The sequence below is a fragment of the Pseudoalteromonas sp. S1650 genome (assembly GCF_005887195.1).
GTDB classification, from domain to species: Bacteria; Pseudomonadota; Gammaproteobacteria; order Enterobacterales; family Alteromonadaceae; genus Pseudoalteromonas; species Pseudoalteromonas simplex.
The window spans coordinates 1-18880 of record NZ_PNDF01000064.1; the positions used below are offsets into that span (position 1 = coordinate 1).

The window sequence follows — 18880 nt, forward strand, 5'->3', positions numbered from 1 at the left end:
GTCGATGAAGTTTCAAAGGCATGGAATCACTTTATTTCAATCCCGGATCGAGTGAAGAAAATGTGCAATCGGGAATGGATTAAATTGATTTAATCTTTATGCGGAATGGTATTATGTGCACATTACACCAACACTTCTCTTTTCGCATTTGCTAAAAAAGCAAGTTTTGAATTTTTACTTGCAGGTTGAAAAGTATTTGTGGCCTTAGATTGCACTTTAATTGTTGAAATTAAAGCACCTGCTATAGTCGCAATTGGTAATGTCATACCTGTTGCAAAGAAATCTATTAATGCTCCAGATGCTGCACCAACAGAAATATCTTTACCACTTAAATTCAGTTCTGCTGATAAATCAAACTTTCCAGTTTTATCAAAGTGCTCATTGGTTACATAATCCAAATCAGCTATTGATTTCGCTAAATCTGAAATTGCTCTTTTGGATGCTAAATCTTGATCAGCCGAACTTAAAACTTGCTCATATAAATCATCTAAGTGTGCATGAAGAGAATAAAGCTCATCTTTACGGTTTTCTTTAAACTCTAAAAGTTCATATATATCTTCATCACCAGTTGGGACAGGTAATGAAGAAGCAAGATCCACACGAATAATATTTCTTCTTTGATTGAATCCATAAGGGAATTGGCATTCTCCCCCTAGCTGGTGAATAACCCAGTCTGTAGTTTTATCTTTGACTAATTCTTGTGCTACAACACTCTGGCAAGACAAAATGGCGTTTGTAACTTGGTCGCCCTCAAATCGACCTGTAAACCCAACACTAGGTCGCTCAACAGCACCTGATTTAATTAATTGTTCTTCTTCAGGCAAACCAATATAAACAAGATTATTTCCGGGAATGACAACTTTATCCCAATAAAGAATATAATAACGTAGTTCATCAATCGAAAGACTACGCTCCATTTGAAAACCTTTGGGTAACCTATTTATGATGCCTGGAGACGCTATTACACCTCTTTCCATCTTGCACACTCCTTGCTCAGTGCCCATAACAATTTAATAGTGCGCGCGTCACGAATCTTTCTGTCAATGTCACGCTCATTTATTAATAAATCTATTAGTAACAAATAACGAAAAGCATTGCCAAATCGTATTTTTAATTAATCCTAAAGGTATTCAGAAAATGAAAATGCGCTCGTCGCTAATTATCTTGAATATAAGAACGAAATAACTATGCTGTGTATTTTTACAGCAACCGATATTGGTATCACACAAAACATCTTACCTGAGTTTAATTAATCTTGTCATGTGATGACTTACACAGTTCATGATGCCTGAGGCGGTTACCAAACAACGAAGTGAGTCTATCTGTACCACCTGTTTTTTCATAAAACTCTTGTACTGTTATTTCTTTTTGTTCGTAGCTCATTAGCTGCCAAAAACCGTAAAAGCCTCTAAACCAAAAATAATAGAACACAGCTCCTACGCCTAATAAAAGATATACCGCTTTACCTGCTTTTTGTTTGTATTTTATGGCGCAATAAAAAAACCAGATACAACTTAGTACAGCGACAATGGAAAACCCTAAAAAAGGTGTCACTACAGAGTTGGCATTATCCCAAAGTGAGCTTAGACAGGTTGAATGCCAATTTAACTGCATAGAAAAAATTAACGTAATTTTAAAAAGGAAGTACAATAAAACGGTTGTAAATACAGCATATAAGATACCACTTTCCTTGCTTTGTTCTTTTTTCAATTCTTTCCCTTTATGTTATTAAAAGCCCTGCATGATTATTTTACTGTTGAGTGGTTAGGTTGCTGTTTAAACCAAGTATGATAATTTCAGGTGAAGTATATGTTTTACTAATCTCTATTAGTCTTTACACTCAAAACCTTTAGAGTCGACTTTAGCGATGTTGTCTTTATTGCCACACTCTTTAATTGCCATCTCTGTGTGATTGTGCTCATTGTATTGTTTAGCAATTGCGCCAAGGCTTAGCACAATTACTACAGCTATCACTATTTTTTTTATTTTAGACATAAACATTCCTTTGAAAATAAACTATTTAAATACAACCAGTTGCGCGCACTATTTTTGATAAACCTTAATCAATAAGCGCCATCGAATTTAAATTGAAGTTATAAATAGAGAATGACTCACCTTCTTCTTTTAACGTGACGGTTATTTGTGCGTCTCCATTCGTGTATGAAGCTGGAATTAAATAAGTAACATAAGTACCAGAACCACCTCCGGTAACAGCTTTAGAGCTAACATTTATAAATTCAAATTCACCTAGTTCTTTTAATTCGCCCAACTTTGAGAATGCACGCATGATTTTAGAAATATCTTCATCTGTGGCATTTTCAATTGATGATGGGGTCATATAGTTTTTGAGAGTCTGAGGATCCCATTGAGAGATATCTGTAATTGCTGAATTTAGGTAAGGAATAGCAGTTTCTTTGTAAGCAGAGGATTTATTCGCAGTCCAAATTGCTAAGAGTACAAATAAGCTAATTAACACTAAAAATGTTATACCAATTCCTTTAAGTATCTTTTTAACCATGATTTTTATTATTCTTTCCTTAATTGAATACCTTAGAATTTATCAGCTTTAAATGTCTTATGGTAGTACCCAATGTGACCCAATTTGAGTAGAAATTTTTAAACACTAATTTTAGTTGCTTGTATCATGGCCAATATACCCGTTCTTTCGCTCTTAACCTCAAGTAGCCCATACTTTAAGCAAAGCAACCTATCAGTTATCAAATAATTTTGCTTACCATGTTTAATAGACTAAATAAAAATAGCCAGAACCACTGGCTATTTTTATAAACACCGCCTATTCGCAGTAGTTATCTACGAAAGTTAAATCATTAATGTGCTCTGGTGCATCCATAACGTAACTAGAGTCAGCCGTTTGAGGGTTAACACTGTAAATCTTCGCATTTTCGCCTGCTTTTCTTCCTGAAACATACAGCGTTCCATCATCAGCAATCGCTAATCCTGAAGCCCAATTAATGCCGTGTTCACCAATTAAGGTTAACTCCATCGAACCATCATCAATGGTATAGAGTGATTGACCTGTTAATACGTAAAGTACATTATTATCAGCAGAATATGCTACATCACCATGTGAGAAAGAATCTCCCGAATAGCGCATCTTGCCTAGTACTGTTTTTTCTCCAGTTTGCAAGTTGTAGTCATACATATAGGTTTTACTTGTCGCACGTAAAGATTGTCCGTCTGCCGTGACTGCTGAACGATAAATTGGCCAAGATGTAGCATCAGCCTCAGCAACTTGAGCGCCCGTTTCTAAATCTAACGACCAAAGTTTTGACGCTTTCGTGCCCGAATCAAGTTGTTCCATAAAATAAAGTTTGCCATCATAACTTGCAATGTTTGAAGCCGTATTTTGCGCTCCTGCGACCACACTGTAAGTATTTGTCTCTAGGTCAAACTTATAAACATAACCCGTTTCAGAAGAACCAAAATTGTTAATACCAAATATACCAGAATGACAAGCCTGCTTTTGAGTGACAACAACGTTATCAATAAAACCGCCTAGACTATCACTCGCACCTGCGCCGCTAAAACGAATTTCTGAAGAGTTTGAATCTGCTTCTACAGATAATGTAAATGATTGCCAGCCTCTTTGCGTCGCATTTACGTTTAGTACTGTTGTTCCATTCCACTTCACATCAACTTTATTTGTATCATTGTTACCGTTAATACGAGGCGAGTAGTAAAATGAAACTTCATAAGTTTTTCCAGCCTCAGTTGCGACTGTTTGAAAGATACTGTAATTAGAAGTAGAGTCTAGCTCGACATATTGATTACCTTGCTGAGCAGTAATAAGGCCTAGACGCGATGTTTGAATTTCAAATCTTGCACCTTCACTTTGCCATCCGTTAACTTCATCTAACAATGTCCATGTTGAATTTACGACATCCAGTTCAAATGAGCCGTTTGCAATTAAATTGTCTGCAATTGCAATTTGCGAAGCAAAAAGTGAAGACATTGCTAAAATAGATAACTTCATATAATAATTCCCCAACATTAGTTGTATTCACTGCATTGTGAAAAAACAAACCACCTCAATCATTAAACTACTTATGAGTAGAAAAAGTTAATTGATAAAAAACTAACTTCTCTCTGCAATTGAGCGCTTTGAAATGGACTGTACATAAGAGAAGGCACAAATGATGCCAAAATTTAAAATTTATTTGGTACAATCAGCCTTTGATATGGCTAACAGATAGGTTTTCCTTAATGCATCCGCGAAATCGCCACTTTAATGGCTACGACTTTACTTTGCTATGTAAAGATACTCCTGCCCTAACACCTTATATAACGCAAACGCCAGCGGGCACTGATACCATTGATTTCACCAATGCGTTAGCAGTTAAAACCCTCAACCAAGCGTTATTAAAAAGCCATTATAAAATCGATTTTTGGGATTTACCCGACAACTACCTTTGCCCGCCAGTTCCTGGCAGAGTGGATTACATTCATCATTTGGCCGATTTATTAGCAAGCGATAACCAAGGTCATATTCCTACGGGTAAGCAAGTAAAAGTGCTTGATGTAGGCACGGGTGCAAATGTGATTTACCCGCTTACGGGTAACCACGAATATGGCTGGCACTTCACAGGCTCAGATATTGATGTATTGTCTGTTAAAATTGCTAAGCAAATTGTGCAATTTAACCGCCTCAAAATAAATGTTAAGCAGCAAAGTAACGCCAATAAAATGTTTACGGGCGTAATATCGAATAAAGATGTCTTTCACCTAACTTTATGCAACCCACCGTTTCATGCCAGCGAGCAACAGGCAAATGCAGGTACTGAACGTAAATGGAAAAACTTAAACAAAGCGCCACAAAAAGCGCTTAATTTTGGTGGCCGTCAAAACGAGCTTTGGTGTGAAGGCGGTGAACGCGAATTTATCAGTAAAATGTGTATTGAGAGCCAAGAGTTTGCAGAGCAATGTATTTGGTTTACATCACTTGTTTCAAAGTCTGACACTTTACCGCATATAAAAAAGTTACTCAGCACACTTGATGTGAAAGAAGTAAAAGTTATAAAAATGGCACAAGGCCAAAAAATAAGTCGCTTTATTGCTTGGAGCTATTTTGACCAAGCCGACCGCGAAGCCATTCTTAACGAACTAGTATAAGGATAATAAAATGATCGACTTTCGTTCAGACACAGTTACAAAACCAACAGCAGCCATGCGCGCGGTCATGAATGACGCCCCAGTAGGCGACGACGTTTATGGTGACGACCCAAGCGTTAATCAGCTTGAACAATTTGCTGTTGAGCGTCATGGCTTCGAAAGCGCCCTTTATTGTAGCTCAGGCACGCAAGCAAACTTACTAGCATTGATGGCACATTGTGAACGTGGCGACGAATACATTTGTGGTCAACAAGCGCATAACTACAAATTTGAGGGTGGCGGTGCCGCTGTATTAGGTTCTATTCAGCCGCAACCAATTGAAAATAATGCCGATGGCAGCATAGATTTAAACAAAGTTGTGGCTGCAATTAAAGCTGATGACTTTCACTTTGCTAAAACCAAACTACTTAGCTTAGAAAACACCATTGGTGGCAAAGTTCTCCCGCTAAGTTATCTTAAACAAGCCAGAGAGTGTGTTGATAAACATAACCTTGCTCTGCACTTAGACGGTGCCCGCGTGTATAACGCGGCGGTTAAGTTAGGTGTTGATATTACTGAGATCACCCAGTATTTTGATTCTGTATCTATTTGCTTATCAAAAGGACTCGGTGCGCCGGTTGGCTCCCTATTACTAGGTAGCAAAGTACTGATCGATAAAGCGCGCCGCTGGCGTAAAGTACTTGGTGGTGGTATGCGCCAAGCGGGTATGCTTGCAGCTGCTGGTCAGTATGCACTTGAGCATCACCTAACAAGACTTGCTGAAGATCACGATAACGCGGCGTATTTAGCAGAGCAATTAAACACGTTAGCTGCTTTTGATACATCACCTTTTCAAATCGATACCAACATTGTTTACGCAAACGTTGCCGAACATATCGACTTAAAAGCAGTGGCACATGCGCTAAAAGAACAAAATATGTTATTTTCGCCAGGAAAACCACTGCGATTAGTGACCCATTTAGGCGTCACTAAGCAAGATATTGATAGCTTTATCTCAGCATTAGCGGCCGAGATTTAACGCTTCTTTATAATGTTTGCGGCACACTGATACATACCGGTCGTTGCCGCCAATTTCTACCTGATTACCGTCTGCAATCGCATTGCCATGCTCATCGGTACGCAGTACATGATTAGCTTTACGACCACAATGACACACTGTTTTCAACTCAATTAGTTTGTCAGCCCATGCAAGTAAGTATTGTGAGCCACTAAATAACTCACCTCTAAAATCGTTACGTAAGCCATAACACAGCACTGGAATACCAAGCTCATCAACCACATCCGTTAATTGCATTACTTGGTCTTTTGATAAAAACTGACACTCATCAACTAAAATACAATGGCGCTTTTGCTCTGCATTTAAAGATTTGATCAATTCAAATACATCTTTCTCTGCATCAAAAATATGCGCATCAGCCTGTAAGCCAATACGTGAAGACACCTTGCCAACACCTGCTCTATCATCAATAGCCGCTGTTAAAATAACCGGTTCCATACCACGTTCGCGGTAGTTAAATGCAGATTGTAAAAGTGTGGTAGATTTGCCTGCATTCATTGCAGAATAATAAAAGTACAGCTGTGCCATGATGTTGCCCAAATTTTAAAGTCGCAATATGCTACCCTAATCGAACGACAACATCATCCTTTACCTTATTCTTTTGTCCCATAATGAGTGTTTTGTTCTGAGCTCATATTTTGCAACATTCTTGCATAAACCCCTGCCAATTTTTTACTAGCGAGTTGCTCCCAAACTAGGTTTGCATCTAGTTTATGCTTATAGAAAAACTCATTTGAAAAAGCCAAATATGCTATTGAGGTATTGATCGGTGGGAACAGTGGAGCAAGTTTAAATTGGTAGTACTGACTAAGATCGACTTTATTCTTAGAAATCTCACAAATCACAAGTGCTGCATCAGCATTTCCCTGAGCAACTCGTTCAATCGCAGTTTGTAGCGTAAATGTGTGCTCAATAAAAAACGCATCTTCACTTGCAGCATCACCAACAAAATGGCCATTAGCAACAGCTAACGAGAATGCTTTTGATTGAAATACCTCACGTGAATTCCACTTTGAATGAAAACGTCGTTTACCGATTAAACATTGGCTCAAAGATGCGAATGAATATTTATCGAGAGGTTTGCCCTGTTTATTAACAGGGAAAACAGCATAGTCACTTTTAAGCGCGTTAAAACCAGAAATAAATGCATCAACAGTGCCGTGCTTTATTGATGATATACATTCTTGCCAAGGCATTTGTTGGTATTGAAATTGAACTTCATCTATTGCGAGATCTAATTCCTTTAGAGTATTAATTTGTGCTTGGCTATTAATAATGGGGATTTCGTTTTTAGCATCGATAAACATCGGCGCTTTATTATGATCCGCCACACAAATTTTAATTAGTAAGGGAGACGCCTCTTTCGCATAACAAGTAAAAGTAAAAAACAACCCTGTACACAAAAATACTCTAGTAAAAAACAACATCACTGTCATAATAAGTTACTAATTTAGTTAAGCTTTAAATAGTGTAGAAGGCAATTTAACTTTTTACAAAATTCCTTCGTGTTTCAGTAACCACTCTTTTCTTTCAAGGCCACCCGCATAGCCTGTGAGTTTACCGTTTGCGCCAATAATCCGATGGCACGGTACAATAATGCTAATCGGGTTTTTACCATTTGCAGCGCCCACTGCACGCACCGCTTTTGGGTTATTAATGGCAAGTGCTATCTCTTGGTAACTTTTAGTTTGTCCAAATTCAACATCCATCAGTGCATGCCATACTTTCCTTTGAAAGTGGGTACCTTGGGTATCGAGTGGAACAGTAAAACGCCTACGCTCACCATTAAAGTACTCATTAAGCTCACTTATACATATTAAAATAGGTGTAAGGGTGTGCTCATCAACAGCCTCTGTTTGCATCGTAACCACTGGGTAGAAGCCAACGTAACTGACACCTTTTGCTGTACTTTGAATGGTAATATCGCCAATGGGGCTTGGCATTATAACTTGTTGCATACTCATAATTGTTGCCATAGTTGAAAAGTTAAATATGAACGAAATGGTGCACAGTGCTCACTGTTAAATTCGCTTATTCCAGCGAGGGCTTTTTTAACCCCTAAGTCGCCCGCTAGTAAAATGTCGGGGTGGCTTTGACCGCGTAGCTTGGCGTAATTAACTGTCCACGGACCAATGCCTTTGAGCTCAAGCCAATTATCAAGCTCTTGATTCTCTGGGTTTTGCTGACAATAAGCACTTAAACGCCTTAGCGCATCTTTGCGTGATTGTGGCATTTTAAAAAAATCGAGTTCAGAATTGGCAACCCAATCAGGGCTTGGAAAATAGTGGTTAGTACTTTGCTGATTAAATTCATTCACAAGCTGAGTTACGAGATTGTGAGCCGCAGTAACACTCACTTGCTGACCAAGAACCGCACGTATGCCCGCTTCATAGTCTGACCAAATTCCCGGCAAACGAAGCCCAACACAAAGTGGCATCGCGCCTTTCAGCTCTTCATCTAAATGCTGCTCAATGGTTTGCGTGTCGGCGTCTAAATCAAGCACACGACGAATATTATGGATCACTTGCTGTAAATAACGGGTGTTATCTATATCAATCGCCACTTTAAAATGGTTTTTATGCTCAACAAAATGCGCAGTGAATTGCCCTTGGCAATATTTGTCTTTAAAAGTACGACCATAGCTCGTTGCACTCAGCCATTCTAGGCCACTAATTAAACGGCGCTGCAAAAAATCATGCAGTGCTTGCCAGTTATAAGGCGGCCTAAATGCCAGTGTTAAGGTTAGCGTGGCGCTTGGTTTTTTATCTGACTTGCGTAACTTTGAAGGAGCGATATTTAACTGCTTCAAAAAAGCATCATTAAAACGACGAATACTATTAAAGCCAGAAGCAAATGCGATATCTGCCACCGATAAATCTGTTTCTTGTAATAACTGCTTTGCAAAATTGCATTGGTTAAATAATCGATATTGGGTGATCGAGAGTCCAAAGTGTTGGTTAAACAAACGGCGTAAATAACGGCTCGACACCCCTAGCCTGTCTGCTAAAACCTCACAATCGTAGGCCTCACCTTTATCAATCAGTTGTTTTGCGCGTAATGCGGTGGTTTTAGTACCTAGCCAAGCTGGGCTATTCGGTGCACTATCTGGGCGACAGCGAATGCAGGGTCGAAAACCATCCTGCGCAGCCAAGTGCGCGTATTGGTAATATTCAACGTTCTTTTCTTGTGCTGTTGGTGCGGGGCAAATGGGTCTGCAATAAATGCCAGTACTTTTTACCGCCACAAAAAACACCCCATCAAAGCGTGGGTCGCGGCTTTGCCTTGCTGTTTGCCATTGTTGGCTAGTCATAATTATTCTCGTTACACGCTAATACCGTTAGCTTAACTGAATATTATTTTTTGACTAGCCAGTTTCGGACCTTAACTAATTAAACAGCTATTTAATTGCAGCTAAATATCGGCGCTCAACTTCCGGCCAATTGATCACTTCGTAAAATGCCGCAATATATTCAGGGCGACGATTTTGATACTTCAAGTAATATGCATGCTCCCACACATCTAGCCCTAAAATAGGTATGTGATTTTGCATAAGTGGACTATCTTGATTGAGGCTACTTTCAACAATCAATTGGTTATTTTCATCAACACATAACCACGCCCAGCCACTGCCAAAGCGACTTACCGCTGCATTCGTAAATTGCTCTTTAAATGCGTCAAAGCTGCCAAATGTATCAACAATTGCTGTATTTAATTCACCACTTGGCTGACCACCGCCGTTTGGTGTCATTATTTGCCAAAATAATGAATGATTATGGTGACCACCCACATGCTCTTGTACTGCTTTTTGTAAAGACTCAGGCATTGATGAAATAGTGCGTAGTAATGTTTCAGCATCTTGCTCAGAGTAATGGCTGCCCTCGAGTGCAGCATTCGCTTTATTGATATAGGTTTGATGATGCAAGGTGTGATGTATTTCCATGGTTTTCGCATCAATGTGCGGTTCAAGTGCATCATAGTCATAAGCTAAATCGGGTAATGTAAAAGGCATACTGATTCCTTATCGTTAATGTAATAACTGCGTTTTATGGGGATGGTCAGCTAATAGCTGGTTGATTCGGTTAATGAGTGTCGGAAATGCCGATGCCATGCTCGCAAATTTAACCAGCTCATAATAGGTTTTGTGATGATGGTGCAGCACCAAGATGCGAACCTGCTGCTCTGGGTGATTTAACAGCGCGCTTAATCGTTGATGAGCATGGCAAAGCCAGGTGCAGGCTTTATCTGGTTTTTGCATGACTTTAAATGTGTCGGCAAGATTCAAAGTGGCAACAACAAATGCTGCAATACAATGCTCTAACGAGCGAGTTACCGAATGGTTGATTGGAAAATTAGAAAACTGTGCGAGTAGTGTTTCAGCGCAGCTGCTGGCAACCGTGTAATGATCACGCGCAGTAATAAGCTCGCCAGATTCAAATGCTAAGTTGCCTTGATAAATTGCACTTTGCCAAGGGGCAAGCGCGTCATCAATGGCGTTCGAGGTTAACGGTGTGTGGCGTGTTGTTTGAGTCATAAAAATCACCTGCACTTATACCAATCATTCTATGTGTATTTAAACTACACATAGAAAAGATCAAATGCAAATGATTTTTATTTATATTGTTATTTGTTAATTTTAAGCTATAACAACATTACTTATTGATGCGCAAAGTCGATAAGCTCTTGGCCTGTTAGGCGGTAAATAATCCATTCGTTTTGCGGTTTAGCACCAATGCTGTCGTAAAAATCAATGGCTGGTTTATTCCAATCAAGTACCACCCACTCAAAACGACCACAGTCTTTTTCGAGTGCTTGCTTAGCTAGATATTGCATAATTTGCTTACCAGCACCTTTACCACGGCTATCTGCACTGACGTAAAGATCTTCTAAATACAAACCATTTTTACCAAGCCAGGTTGAGTAATTATAAAAATACACAGCAAAACCAATTGGTGTGTCGCCCTCTAAACAAATAACACTGTGAGCTGTAGCACCTTCACTGAATAACGTTTTTAAAATAGCTTGCTCGTCTGTTTTAACTGCGTCAGGTTCTTTTTCGTAGATAGCAAGTTCGGTAATAAAATGTAGGATTGTTGCAGCATCACTTGCGACTGCCGGACGAATTGTAATTGCGTTACTCACTCTGTATTCCTTTTTTACATCATTATTGTAACGCCCAGTTTATAAGGGCTTTAGCATGGTGTAAACGCCCTTTACAGAAATACACGGCATTAAAAAGGGGCTACTAAAAGTTAGCCCCATATGCTTTATTTACTCATCGACTTATACAGTACCGGAAGTACAAATAAAGTTAAAAAGGTAGCACTAACCAAGCCGCCAACAATAACCGTGGCAAGGGGCTTTTGTATTTCAGCCCCTATGCCTGTGCTAAGGAGCATTGGAATTAGCCCAAGCATTGAAGTAAGCGCAGTCATAAGTACGGGTCTTAGCCGTGAAACTGCGCCTTCAAATACTGCTTTGTCTTTGCTATCTCCCGCACTAATCCTTTGATTAATGCTTTCGACCATCACCACACCATTCAATACCGCAACACCAAATAGTGTAATAAACCCTACTGAACTAGGTACAGATAAGTATTGCCCAGAGACATACAATGCAATCACTCCCCCAATTACAGCCAAAGGAACATTGACAAGGATAAGCACCACTTGCGATAGGTTACTAAAAGCAAAATACAGCAATAACGCAATGAGTAATAAGGCTACTGGCACTACTATCATCAGCCGCTGCTGTGCCCGTTGCTGGTTTTCGAACTGCCCACCAATGGCTACACTGTAACCACTTGGTAGCTGTATTTTATCGGCTATGGCAGCGCGTATATCGGCAACTACAGAGCCCATATCTCGCCCCTGCACATTCGTTTGAATAACCACCCGCCTTTGAACATCATCGCGACGAACTTGTGGAGCGCCAGACTCTATTTGTACATCGGCTACATCACCCACCCTTACAATGGCACCCGTGGGGGTTTGCAGTCGAAGATCAGCAATCACATTCGGGTTTTGCCGAAAGCTTTTTGCTATACGCACATAAATATCATAGCGCTCATTGGCATTGATGATTTGCCCTGCAGATTGCCCGCCAATACCGTGCTGAACCACATCCATCAAATCAGCCACCGATAAACCAAAGCGCGATAATGCTAAACGGTTAGGTTTAACTATCAGCTGTGCTTCACCGCCTATTTGCTCCATAGCAACATCTTTAGCACCAGGTATTTGCTGAACTAACTGCTCAATTTGTTGGCCTTTTTCAGTTAAAACGCCCAGGTCACTACCAAATAATTTTATTGCCAATTGCGCTTTAACACCGGATAAAAGCTCATCTACTCGGGTTGCAATAGGCTGCGAAAAGTTAAACAAAAGCCCAGGAAATTGTTCAAGCTTGGCTTCCATTAGCTGCTGTAATTCGACCCGCGTTTTCGCGTTTACCCATTGCTCATGAGGTTTTAAGCCTAAATAGATTTCAATGTTGTTGACTGGTTCAGGATCACCCCCTACTTCAGCCCGACCGATTCGGCTCAGCGCATATTCCACCTCACTAAATTCAAGCAACATAGCTTCAAGCTTTGGTGCAACTGAGATTGCCGTTTCGAGACTTGCAGATGGAGCAAGTGTCACACGTAGATTAATAGTACCTTCTTCAAGCTCTGGCACAAATTCAGTACCCAACCTTGGTAGCATAACGGCCGCTACAATCAGTAATAACCCTGCTATCGCTAAAACGCTGCGTTTAGCCTGCAATGCTTTTTGTAAAGCCCGTTGATAAAGCATATCGATAGGTTTTAACAGAATACTTTGCTTTACTGTCACGCCCTTAGCAAATAAGTACACACACAGAGCTGGCACCACAACCAAGGCAACGATCACAGCACTAATAATCGCAAGCATAATACTTACAGCCATTGGCTGAAATAACTTAGCCTCAACGCCTTCAAAGCTAAACAGCGGTAAAAATACCGTTAGTATGATCAAAGAGGCAAAAAAGATAGGCCGTGCGACTTCTTTTGCAGCAATAGCCACCAGCTGCGAAGAGGGCTTATGTTGATTATGTTTAAGCCCTAAGTGCCTAAATACATTCTCAACCATCACAACAGAGCCATCTACCAGCATACCGATTGCAACAGCAATCCCACCCAACGACATTAAGTTTGCCGACAAGCCAAGCCATGCCATTACACTCAGTGCTAAGCCAATCGAAATAGGGATCGACAACAACACCAAAAATGTTGCCCTTAAATCCAACAAAAATAGCGCTAATACAATGATAATAAATACAAAAGCTAAAAGCAGTGCATCAACAACCGTTTGTACCGCTTGGCTTATAAGCTCTGCTTGGTCGTAAATGGCTTTAAATTCAACCCCTTTTGGCAGCGCTTGATTTATCATCTCGATACGCGCGTTAATGCCATCAATCGTTTGCTTGGTATTAGCGCCCATTCGCTTGAGCACGATACCAGTCACCACTTCACCACGATTGACTATTTCGCCTTGTTCATTGCGTTTAGATAAGGTGACAGCGCCTTGGCGGATTTCACTGCCAAGCTCAACATTCGCAACATTAGCCACTTGAACAACCGTCCCATCAATGGTTTTGATAGGTGTTTGTGCAATCTCAGCAAGCCCTTTTTCGCCTGGGGTAAACCAACCAGTACCACGAATAACAAGCTGCTCTTGACCACGGTTCATATACCAGCCACCCACATTACTGTTGTTAGCATCTAGTGCGTTACTAACATCTTGCTGTGTTAAGTCATAAGCAAGGAGCTTATTGGGGTTTATGTTCACTTGATACTGCTTTACCTCACCGCCAAATGACAGAATATCGGTCACACCATCAATAGGTAATATAAGTAATTTAACCACCCAATCATTCAAACTACGCAATGCCATGCTATCTATGTTGGCATCTGGCTTTGCTTCAAGTAAATACTGATAGACTTGTCCAAGCCCTGATGTATTAGGGCCCATGGTTGGCATACCCACACCATCTGGGATCAACTCTTTAGCAGACTGCAAACGTTCAAAAACCAGTTGCCTAGCAAAGTAAATATCGACGCCTTCTTTAAACACCACAGTGACGCCCGATAACCCTGTTTTAGAAATAGAGCGTACCTGCTCTACATCGGGCAGCGCATACATAACCGCTTCTATCGGGTATGTGATCAGCTGCTCAACTTCTTCAGCCGCAAGCCCTGGCGCTTCGGTATTCACTGCAACTTGCACATTCGTCACATCAGGAAAGGCGTCTAAATTAAGTTTTGGGATCATAAATGCACTCACTGCAATCGCTGCAAGCAAGGCCAATACAACCAGTAAACGGTTCTTTATCACCGCCTCTATTAATAAATTAAACATATATCACCTCTAGTGGTTATGCGGATCAAATCCGCCTTTAGCTAGCTGTGATGCAATAAAAAAAGCACCTTGGGTGACAACTTCAAGCCCGGCTTTGATACCTAACACTTCGCGATAATCACCAAAACGTCTGCCAAGGGTTACTTCATGGGCAGCAAAGCCACCATCGTCATCAACGACAAATAACTGCCAGTCACCATCTGCACTGCGTGTTAATGCGTTTTCAGGTACGGCAAGTACCTCTTGGTCTGTTTCAAAATGAAAATACACATCCGCAAACATGCCTGGGTGCAAACTATGCTGGGTGTTTTTTACCTCGAGCCTAACAGTTCGTGAACGTGTTTGTTCATCAATGGTATGTGCTTCTTGAATAACCCTTGCTTGATAGCGATTGCCGTTAACTTCTAACAGCGCCGTAGAGCCATTACTGATAGTACGGTCTTGATTAGCTGAAAGCTGAGCAGCAACCCAAAGCGCAGATTCATCGGCTATTAGCATCAGCTCAATCCCCGAATCTACTCGCTGACCTTGGGCAAAGTTATCGGTTAAAACAGCCCCAGATGTTTGTGCAAACAAGGTGTATTCACCGAGTTTTTCTGGGCTTATGGTGAGTGTTTGTGCAATAGCTTGTTTTGATAAACCAAAGGCAACTAACCGGCTATAAGCCACTTCATACTCGGCTTTGGCAGTTAAGATTTGTTTTTCGCTGACTGTGCCTGCGGTCATTTTAGTAACGCGTTGCCACTCGGCTTCTGCTAATCTAAATTCTGTTTGCTGGCTAGCCACTTCGCCACTAAATAAAGTGACTAAAGAGTCTCCTTTATTTACATGCTGCCCTAATAAGGCATGGCGTTTTACAACGATAGAATCAACACGCGGTGACACCACATAACTGGCATAGCCATTGGCTTTAATTTCGCCCGGTGCATACAAGGTTTGCTTGTGTTTTTTCAGCACAAGGCGCTCAACCTTGATATTAGCGAGTTGCTGTTGCTGCTCAGTTAAACTGACTTCATTAGCATGCTCAGCTTGCTCATTTTCTTGGTGGTTATGCGCTTGTTCTGTCGCATAAATATTTGTCACAGTCATATAGCATACGCACAGCAATGCGTAACGCATAAAATTTCTTAAATACATAGAGTGTCTCTTACTTAAAATGGGCTAAGCCCAAAAAATCTAAAAAAGGGTTTTTGATTAAGTAAGAGCTAAAATAGGTGGGCGATGTAGCGGTGCTAAGTCAGCCGATTTGAAGTTGAAATCAAGTGATTCAATTTTAGCGAAATAAACATCAGTAGGTTCAGACAATTGCAGCGAATCGACAAACGCAGGGCTGTGACAAACATGACAATGGCCTTTTTCGGCTGAGTCAGACAACTGTTTGCTAAGCTCGGCATGCTCTGATTGATGTAACTGGTGATCGCCATTGGCTGCGCAATGGGCTTCAAGGTCAATTTCTTCTGATAACAGTACCGAGGTGTGATTAAACGCAGCATTATGATCGGCCACATCAAAGCTATCCAGCAGTGGCTGGAGCAATAATACGCTAATCAAAATAATAAATGCAGCTTTCACATTGAGCCTAAAAATTAGAACTAAAAATTGGTACAACGGCGCTAAATTAACAAATCCACCGGCATTTGAACAGTAAATTATAATCTGTACACGAACAATGCATTACAAACATTTCAATACCACGGCACGCATGGTATAAAAATAAAGCAAATCAATAACTCGGTATTTTTATGGGACACGGACACCACCACCATCATCACGATACAAATAACCAAAGCACCCGCCAACTCATGCTGGCAGTTGCAATCAATGTGTTATTAACTGTCGCTCAGGTGATTGGCGGCCTTGTTTCTGGCAGTTTATCGTTAATTGCTGATGCACTGCATAATTTAAGTGATGCCTCGTCGTTATTCATTGCCCTAATCGCCCGAAAAATTGGTGCCAAACCTGCCAATGATCGTTATCAATACGGTTATAAACGCGCTGAAATTTTAGCAACCTTATTTAATAGTTTAAGTTTAATTGTGATTGGTGGTTACCTAATTATTGAAGCTATCTCCAACTATTTAAACCCTGAGCCCATTGATGGTTGGATCATCATTTGGGTTGCGGGTTTTGCGCTAGTTGTTGATCTTGTCACCGCTCTTTTAACTTACAAAGCAGGTGCTAAAGACAGCATGAATATTCGTGCTGCGTTTATACATAATGTGTCTGATGCATTAGCTTCAGTGGTGGTGATCATAGCAGGTACCTTAATTATTCTTTATCAATGGTATATTGTTGATTTAATTGCCACTATGCTGATTTCTTTGTATGTCATTTACCATGGTGTTTTGCTGTTAATAGCGAGCAGTAAAATATTGATGCAGGCAGCCCCTGATAATTTTGCTTTAGCAGCAGCTATTACTGAGCTCAAAACCCAATTTGCAATTACTGATATTGATTATCTCAAAACGTGGCAAATAGACGATCATCACGTTCATTGCGAGCTAAAGTTTAGTGCCAAGCACAACATCAATAACGATGAAATACGTCACTTTTTGCATGATAACTTTGCAATTGAAAGCTGCACCATTGAACAAGTTTTAGTGTAAATGTTACGCGTTATCATTTACTATTCAGTTTTGTTTTAACAGCAAACTGAAGGAACAAACCTTGTTGAAGTTGTGGTTACGTCGTACGCATTTATTGCTTGCCTTAGTAAGCGGTTTATTTTTGATTTGTTTAAGTTTGACCGGTGCGTTGCTTATTTACGCAAAAGACATTCAATACCTTACTCAAAGCGATAAATGGACTGTAACACCAGCGGCTTCAGCACTTGATTTTGATAGCCTCATAAAACATGTTTCAGCTTCAACTAAACAACCGGTTACCCTGTTAATGCCTGAGCAGCGCAGTGATCTTGCCTGGCAATTACAGTTAGCTAATAACCGCTATGTCAGTGTTAACCCATACAATGGTCAAGTTCTACATGAGTACGATTACTACAGCACGATTTATGGTTTTACCATGGCTTTGCACCGCTGGTTGCTTTATGAAGATGCCGATAAGAACCGCCCGCTAAGAAATTGGGTTTCGGTATGTGCTCTAATACTCATTTTTGAGATTCTGCTCGGTTTTTATATTTGGGTTAAGCCAAAAAATCGTATTAAACGTTTGGCTATTAAGCGTAAAGCAAAATTCAGAGTGCTGATGTATCAGCTACATACCGTTCTGGGTGTGTATTTTTTAATTCCACTCATTTTAATTGCTTACACAGGTATGGCGTTTAACTGGAAGCCACAAACCAAAGCCGTATTAGAATTTGTGATGCAAGGTACAGTTGAAGATAGACCAAAACCACCAGCCGTTATTCCCCCTTTAGATGCTACGCCATTTCAAGTGCAAAAAGCGTTTGATAACGCACAAACTGTATTTCCTGAGGGTAAGTTATTTAGAATTTATTTACCGAAAAAACCAACTGATAACATAGGTTTTAGAATAGAGAACCCGGGTGAAAGCCATGCTTATAGTTGGGTATGGGCGAACCCATATTCAGCAGATATTGTTGCAAGCTATGATGCCAGCCAAAGCTCATGGACCACGCAAACATGGAACTTTAAATATAAGTTTCATATTGGTGATTTTGCAGGCTCTATCGTGCAATTACTGTGGTTACTATTTGCTTTATCACCGTTGTTTTTCACGATTTCAGGTGTTTACTTTTGGTACAAACGGCATTACAAATAAACAACCATTACTAAACATACCATTCGCCATGAATAATGAGCTCAAAAATGCCTTTAACACCGAAATGATATTGGCTAAAACGAGTTATGAGAAAGCAGATTACACAACCGCTTTTTATCACTTAGAGCGGGCTCATATTCTCGGTCAAAGCTATATTATTCCGCACACTTACTCACATTGGTGGATGTGTAAAATTGGTTTTAAAACCCATAATACCAAGGAAATAATTGGTCAGTTTGTTCGTATGGCTGCTTCAATTGTATTTTCGCGTATTTGGGTACCACTCGGTAATACCGGCGGCACTAATGTTAGCCCTTTCAAACCAATGCCTATACCTGACGACTTAAAACGCTTTTTAAACTAGTGCCAGCTAATACCAACCCGCAATAATACTTAATCATTTTGAGGGATTAAACCTGTCGCTAACGGCGTTAAAAATTTCTCATTTAGAACAACTAAATAACGAAATTTTTGCCTTGTTATCAACGAGGTTTTATTGCCTCAAAATAGACTACTTAATTAAGCGGATTGGTATAAAAACACAGCTACAGTCCTGCTAAACCTAATAGCTATTTGC

At 40.2% G+C, this 18880-nt stretch carries 20 protein-coding genes; 5 read left to right on the top strand and 15 right to left on the bottom strand.

The window, feature by feature from the left end; translation table 11 throughout:
* Positions 1 to 122 precede the first annotated feature (122 nt).
* From CWB80_RS17025 to CWB80_RS17040, 5 genes are all read right to left on the bottom strand, one after another.
* Complete coding sequence (locus CWB80_RS17025) at positions 123 to 977, bottom strand: DUF6236 family protein (RefSeq protein ID WP_138599951.1); 855 nt, start codon at positions 975 to 977, stop codon at positions 123 to 125.
* 268 nt (positions 978 to 1245) lie between these two features.
* Positions 1246 to 1710: a hypothetical protein gene (locus CWB80_RS17030; protein ID WP_138599952.1), complete on the bottom strand. Its 465-nt coding sequence runs from the start codon at positions 1708 to 1710 to the stop codon at positions 1246 to 1248.
* Between the two features lie 117 nt (positions 1711 to 1827).
* The gene (locus CWB80_RS22590; protein ID WP_165385119.1) at positions 1828 to 1995 is read right to left on the bottom strand and encodes a hypothetical protein; all 168 of its coding nucleotides are present in this window, start codon (positions 1993 to 1995) and stop codon (positions 1828 to 1830) included.
* A 64-nt stretch (positions 1996 to 2059) separates the two neighbouring features.
* Entirely contained in the window at positions 2060 to 2518 is a 459-nt protein-coding gene (locus CWB80_RS17035) for a hypothetical protein (protein WP_055021640.1), read from the bottom strand.
* 276 nt (positions 2519 to 2794) lie between these two features.
* Positions 2795 to 3994, bottom strand: a complete 1200-nt coding sequence (locus tag CWB80_RS17040; protein ID WP_054552110.1) for a DUF642 domain-containing protein — start codon at positions 3992 to 3994, stop codon at positions 2795 to 2797.
* 230 nt (positions 3995 to 4224) lie between these two features.
* On the opposite strand from CWB80_RS17040, the gene rlmF reads away from it, so the two are divergent.
* Entirely contained in the window at positions 4225 to 5130 is a 906-nt protein-coding gene (gene rlmF, locus CWB80_RS17045) for a 23S rRNA (adenine(1618)-N(6))-methyltransferase RlmF (protein WP_138599953.1), read from the top strand.
* Positions 5131 to 5140: 10 nt separating this feature from the next.
* On the top strand, positions 5141 to 6148 hold the full coding sequence (ltaE, locus tag CWB80_RS17050; protein WP_138599954.1) for a low-specificity L-threonine aldolase: 1008 nt from the start codon (positions 5141 to 5143) through the stop codon (positions 6146 to 6148).
* Here ltaE and CWB80_RS17055 read toward each other — a convergent pair.
* The 10 genes from CWB80_RS17055 to CWB80_RS17100 form a co-directional block, all read right to left on the bottom strand.
* Positions 6131 to 6715, bottom strand: coding sequence for a thymidine kinase (locus CWB80_RS17055; protein WP_054552107.1), 585 nt, complete (start codon positions 6713 to 6715; stop codon positions 6131 to 6133). The genes ltaE and CWB80_RS17055 overlap by 18 nt on opposite strands.
* A 65-nt stretch (positions 6716 to 6780) precedes the next feature.
* Entirely contained in the window at positions 6781 to 7518 is a 738-nt protein-coding gene (locus tag CWB80_RS17060) for a transporter substrate-binding domain-containing protein (RefSeq protein WP_054552106.1), read from the bottom strand.
* 159 nt (positions 7519 to 7677) lie between these two features.
* Positions 7678 to 8145: a methylated-DNA--[protein]-cysteine S-methyltransferase gene (locus CWB80_RS17065; RefSeq protein ID WP_138599979.1), complete on the bottom strand. Its 468-nt coding sequence runs from the start codon at positions 8143 to 8145 to the stop codon at positions 7678 to 7680.
* 2 nt (positions 8146 to 8147) lie between these two features.
* On the bottom strand, positions 8148 to 9497 hold the full coding sequence (locus tag CWB80_RS17070) for a DNA-3-methyladenine glycosylase 2 family protein (RefSeq protein WP_138599955.1): 1350 nt from the start codon (positions 9495 to 9497) through the stop codon (positions 8148 to 8150).
* A gap of 87 nt (positions 9498 to 9584) precedes the next feature.
* The gene (locus CWB80_RS17075; RefSeq protein ID WP_138599956.1) at positions 9585 to 10196 is read right to left on the bottom strand and encodes a superoxide dismutase; all 612 of its coding nucleotides are present in this window, start codon (positions 10194 to 10196) and stop codon (positions 9585 to 9587) included.
* A gap of 15 nt (positions 10197 to 10211) precedes the next feature.
* Entirely contained in the window at positions 10212 to 10718 is a 507-nt protein-coding gene (locus CWB80_RS17080) for a DUF2753 family protein (RefSeq protein WP_138599957.1), read from the bottom strand.
* A 122-nt stretch (positions 10719 to 10840) separates the two neighbouring features.
* Positions 10841 to 11326, bottom strand: coding sequence for a GNAT family N-acetyltransferase (locus CWB80_RS17085; protein WP_054552102.1), 486 nt, complete (start codon positions 11324 to 11326; stop codon positions 10841 to 10843).
* A gap of 125 nt (positions 11327 to 11451) precedes the next feature.
* A complete protein-coding gene (locus tag CWB80_RS17090) occupies positions 11452 to 14562 on the bottom strand; it encodes an efflux RND transporter permease subunit (RefSeq protein ID WP_138599958.1) in 3111 nt (1036 codons plus the stop codon).
* A gap of 9 nt (positions 14563 to 14571) precedes the next feature.
* Complete coding sequence (locus tag CWB80_RS17095; protein WP_138599959.1) at positions 14572 to 15699, bottom strand: efflux RND transporter periplasmic adaptor subunit; 1128 nt, start codon at positions 15697 to 15699, stop codon at positions 14572 to 14574.
* Positions 15700 to 15756: 57 nt separating this feature from the next.
* On the bottom strand, positions 15757 to 16134 hold the full coding sequence (locus CWB80_RS17100; protein WP_054552100.1) for a hypothetical protein: 378 nt from the start codon (positions 16132 to 16134) through the stop codon (positions 15757 to 15759).
* 170 nt (positions 16135 to 16304) lie between these two features.
* Here CWB80_RS17100 and CWB80_RS17105 point away from each other — a divergent pair, with 170 nt between their 5' ends.
* The 3 genes from CWB80_RS17105 to CWB80_RS17115 all read left to right on the top strand — a co-directional run bounded on the left by CWB80_RS17105 (position 16305) and on the right by CWB80_RS17115 (position 18667).
* Positions 16305 to 17168 (top strand): cation diffusion facilitator family transporter, encoded by an 864-nt coding sequence (locus tag CWB80_RS17105; RefSeq protein WP_138599960.1) that lies wholly within the window; start codon positions 16305 to 16307, stop codon positions 17166 to 17168.
* Between the two features lie 64 nt (positions 17169 to 17232).
* Positions 17233 to 18303, top strand: a complete 1071-nt coding sequence (locus CWB80_RS17110) for a PepSY-associated TM helix domain-containing protein (RefSeq protein ID WP_054552233.1) — start codon at positions 17233 to 17235, stop codon at positions 18301 to 18303.
* 28 nt (positions 18304 to 18331) lie between these two features.
* Complete coding sequence (locus CWB80_RS17115; protein WP_138599961.1) at positions 18332 to 18667, top strand: DUF3703 domain-containing protein; 336 nt, start codon at positions 18332 to 18334, stop codon at positions 18665 to 18667.
* Positions 18668 to 18880 lie beyond the last annotated feature (213 nt).

Coding starts and splice junctions, on each gene's coding strand:
- CWB80_RS17025 (WP_138599951.1), bottom strand. CDS start 977: ATGGAAAGAGGTGTAATAGCGTCTCCAGGCATCATAAATAGGTTACCC.
- CWB80_RS22590 (WP_165385119.1), bottom strand. CDS start 1,995: ATGTCTAAAATAAAAAAAATAGTGATAGCTGTAGTAATTGTGCTAAGC.
- CWB80_RS17035 (WP_055021640.1), bottom strand. CDS start 2,518: ATGGTTAAAAAGATACTTAAAGGAATTGGTATAACATTTTTAGTGTTA.
- CWB80_RS17040 (WP_054552110.1), bottom strand. CDS start 3,994: ATGAAGTTATCTATTTTAGCAATGTCTTCACTTTTTGCTTCGCAAATT.
- rlmF (WP_138599953.1), top strand. CDS start 4,225: ATGCATCCGCGAAATCGCCACTTTAATGGCTACGACTTTACTTTGCTA.
- ltaE (WP_138599954.1), top strand. CDS start 5,141: ATGATCGACTTTCGTTCAGACACAGTTACAAAACCAACAGCAGCCATG.
- CWB80_RS17055 (WP_054552107.1), bottom strand. CDS start 6,715: ATGGCACAGCTGTACTTTTATTATTCTGCAATGAATGCAGGCAAATCT.
- CWB80_RS17065 (WP_138599979.1), bottom strand. CDS start 8,145: ATGCAACAAGTTATAATGCCAAGCCCCATTGGCGATATTACCATTCAA.
- CWB80_RS17070 (WP_138599955.1), bottom strand. CDS start 9,497: ATGACTAGCCAACAATGGCAAACAGCAAGGCAAAGCCGCGACCCACGC.
- CWB80_RS17075 (WP_138599956.1), bottom strand. CDS start 10,196: ATGCCTTTTACATTACCCGATTTAGCTTATGACTATGATGCACTTGAA.
- CWB80_RS17080 (WP_138599957.1), bottom strand. CDS start 10,718: ATGACTCAAACAACACGCCACACACCGTTAACCTCGAACGCCATTGAT.
- CWB80_RS17090 (WP_138599958.1), bottom strand. CDS start 14,562: ATGTTTAATTTATTAATAGAGGCGGTGATAAAGAACCGTTTACTGGTT.
- CWB80_RS17095 (WP_138599959.1), bottom strand. CDS start 15,699: ATGTATTTAAGAAATTTTATGCGTTACGCATTGCTGTGCGTATGCTAT.
- CWB80_RS17105 (WP_138599960.1), top strand. CDS start 16,305: ATGGGACACGGACACCACCACCATCATCACGATACAAATAACCAAAGC.
- CWB80_RS17115 (WP_138599961.1), top strand. CDS start 18,332: ATGAATAATGAGCTCAAAAATGCCTTTAACACCGAAATGATATTGGCT.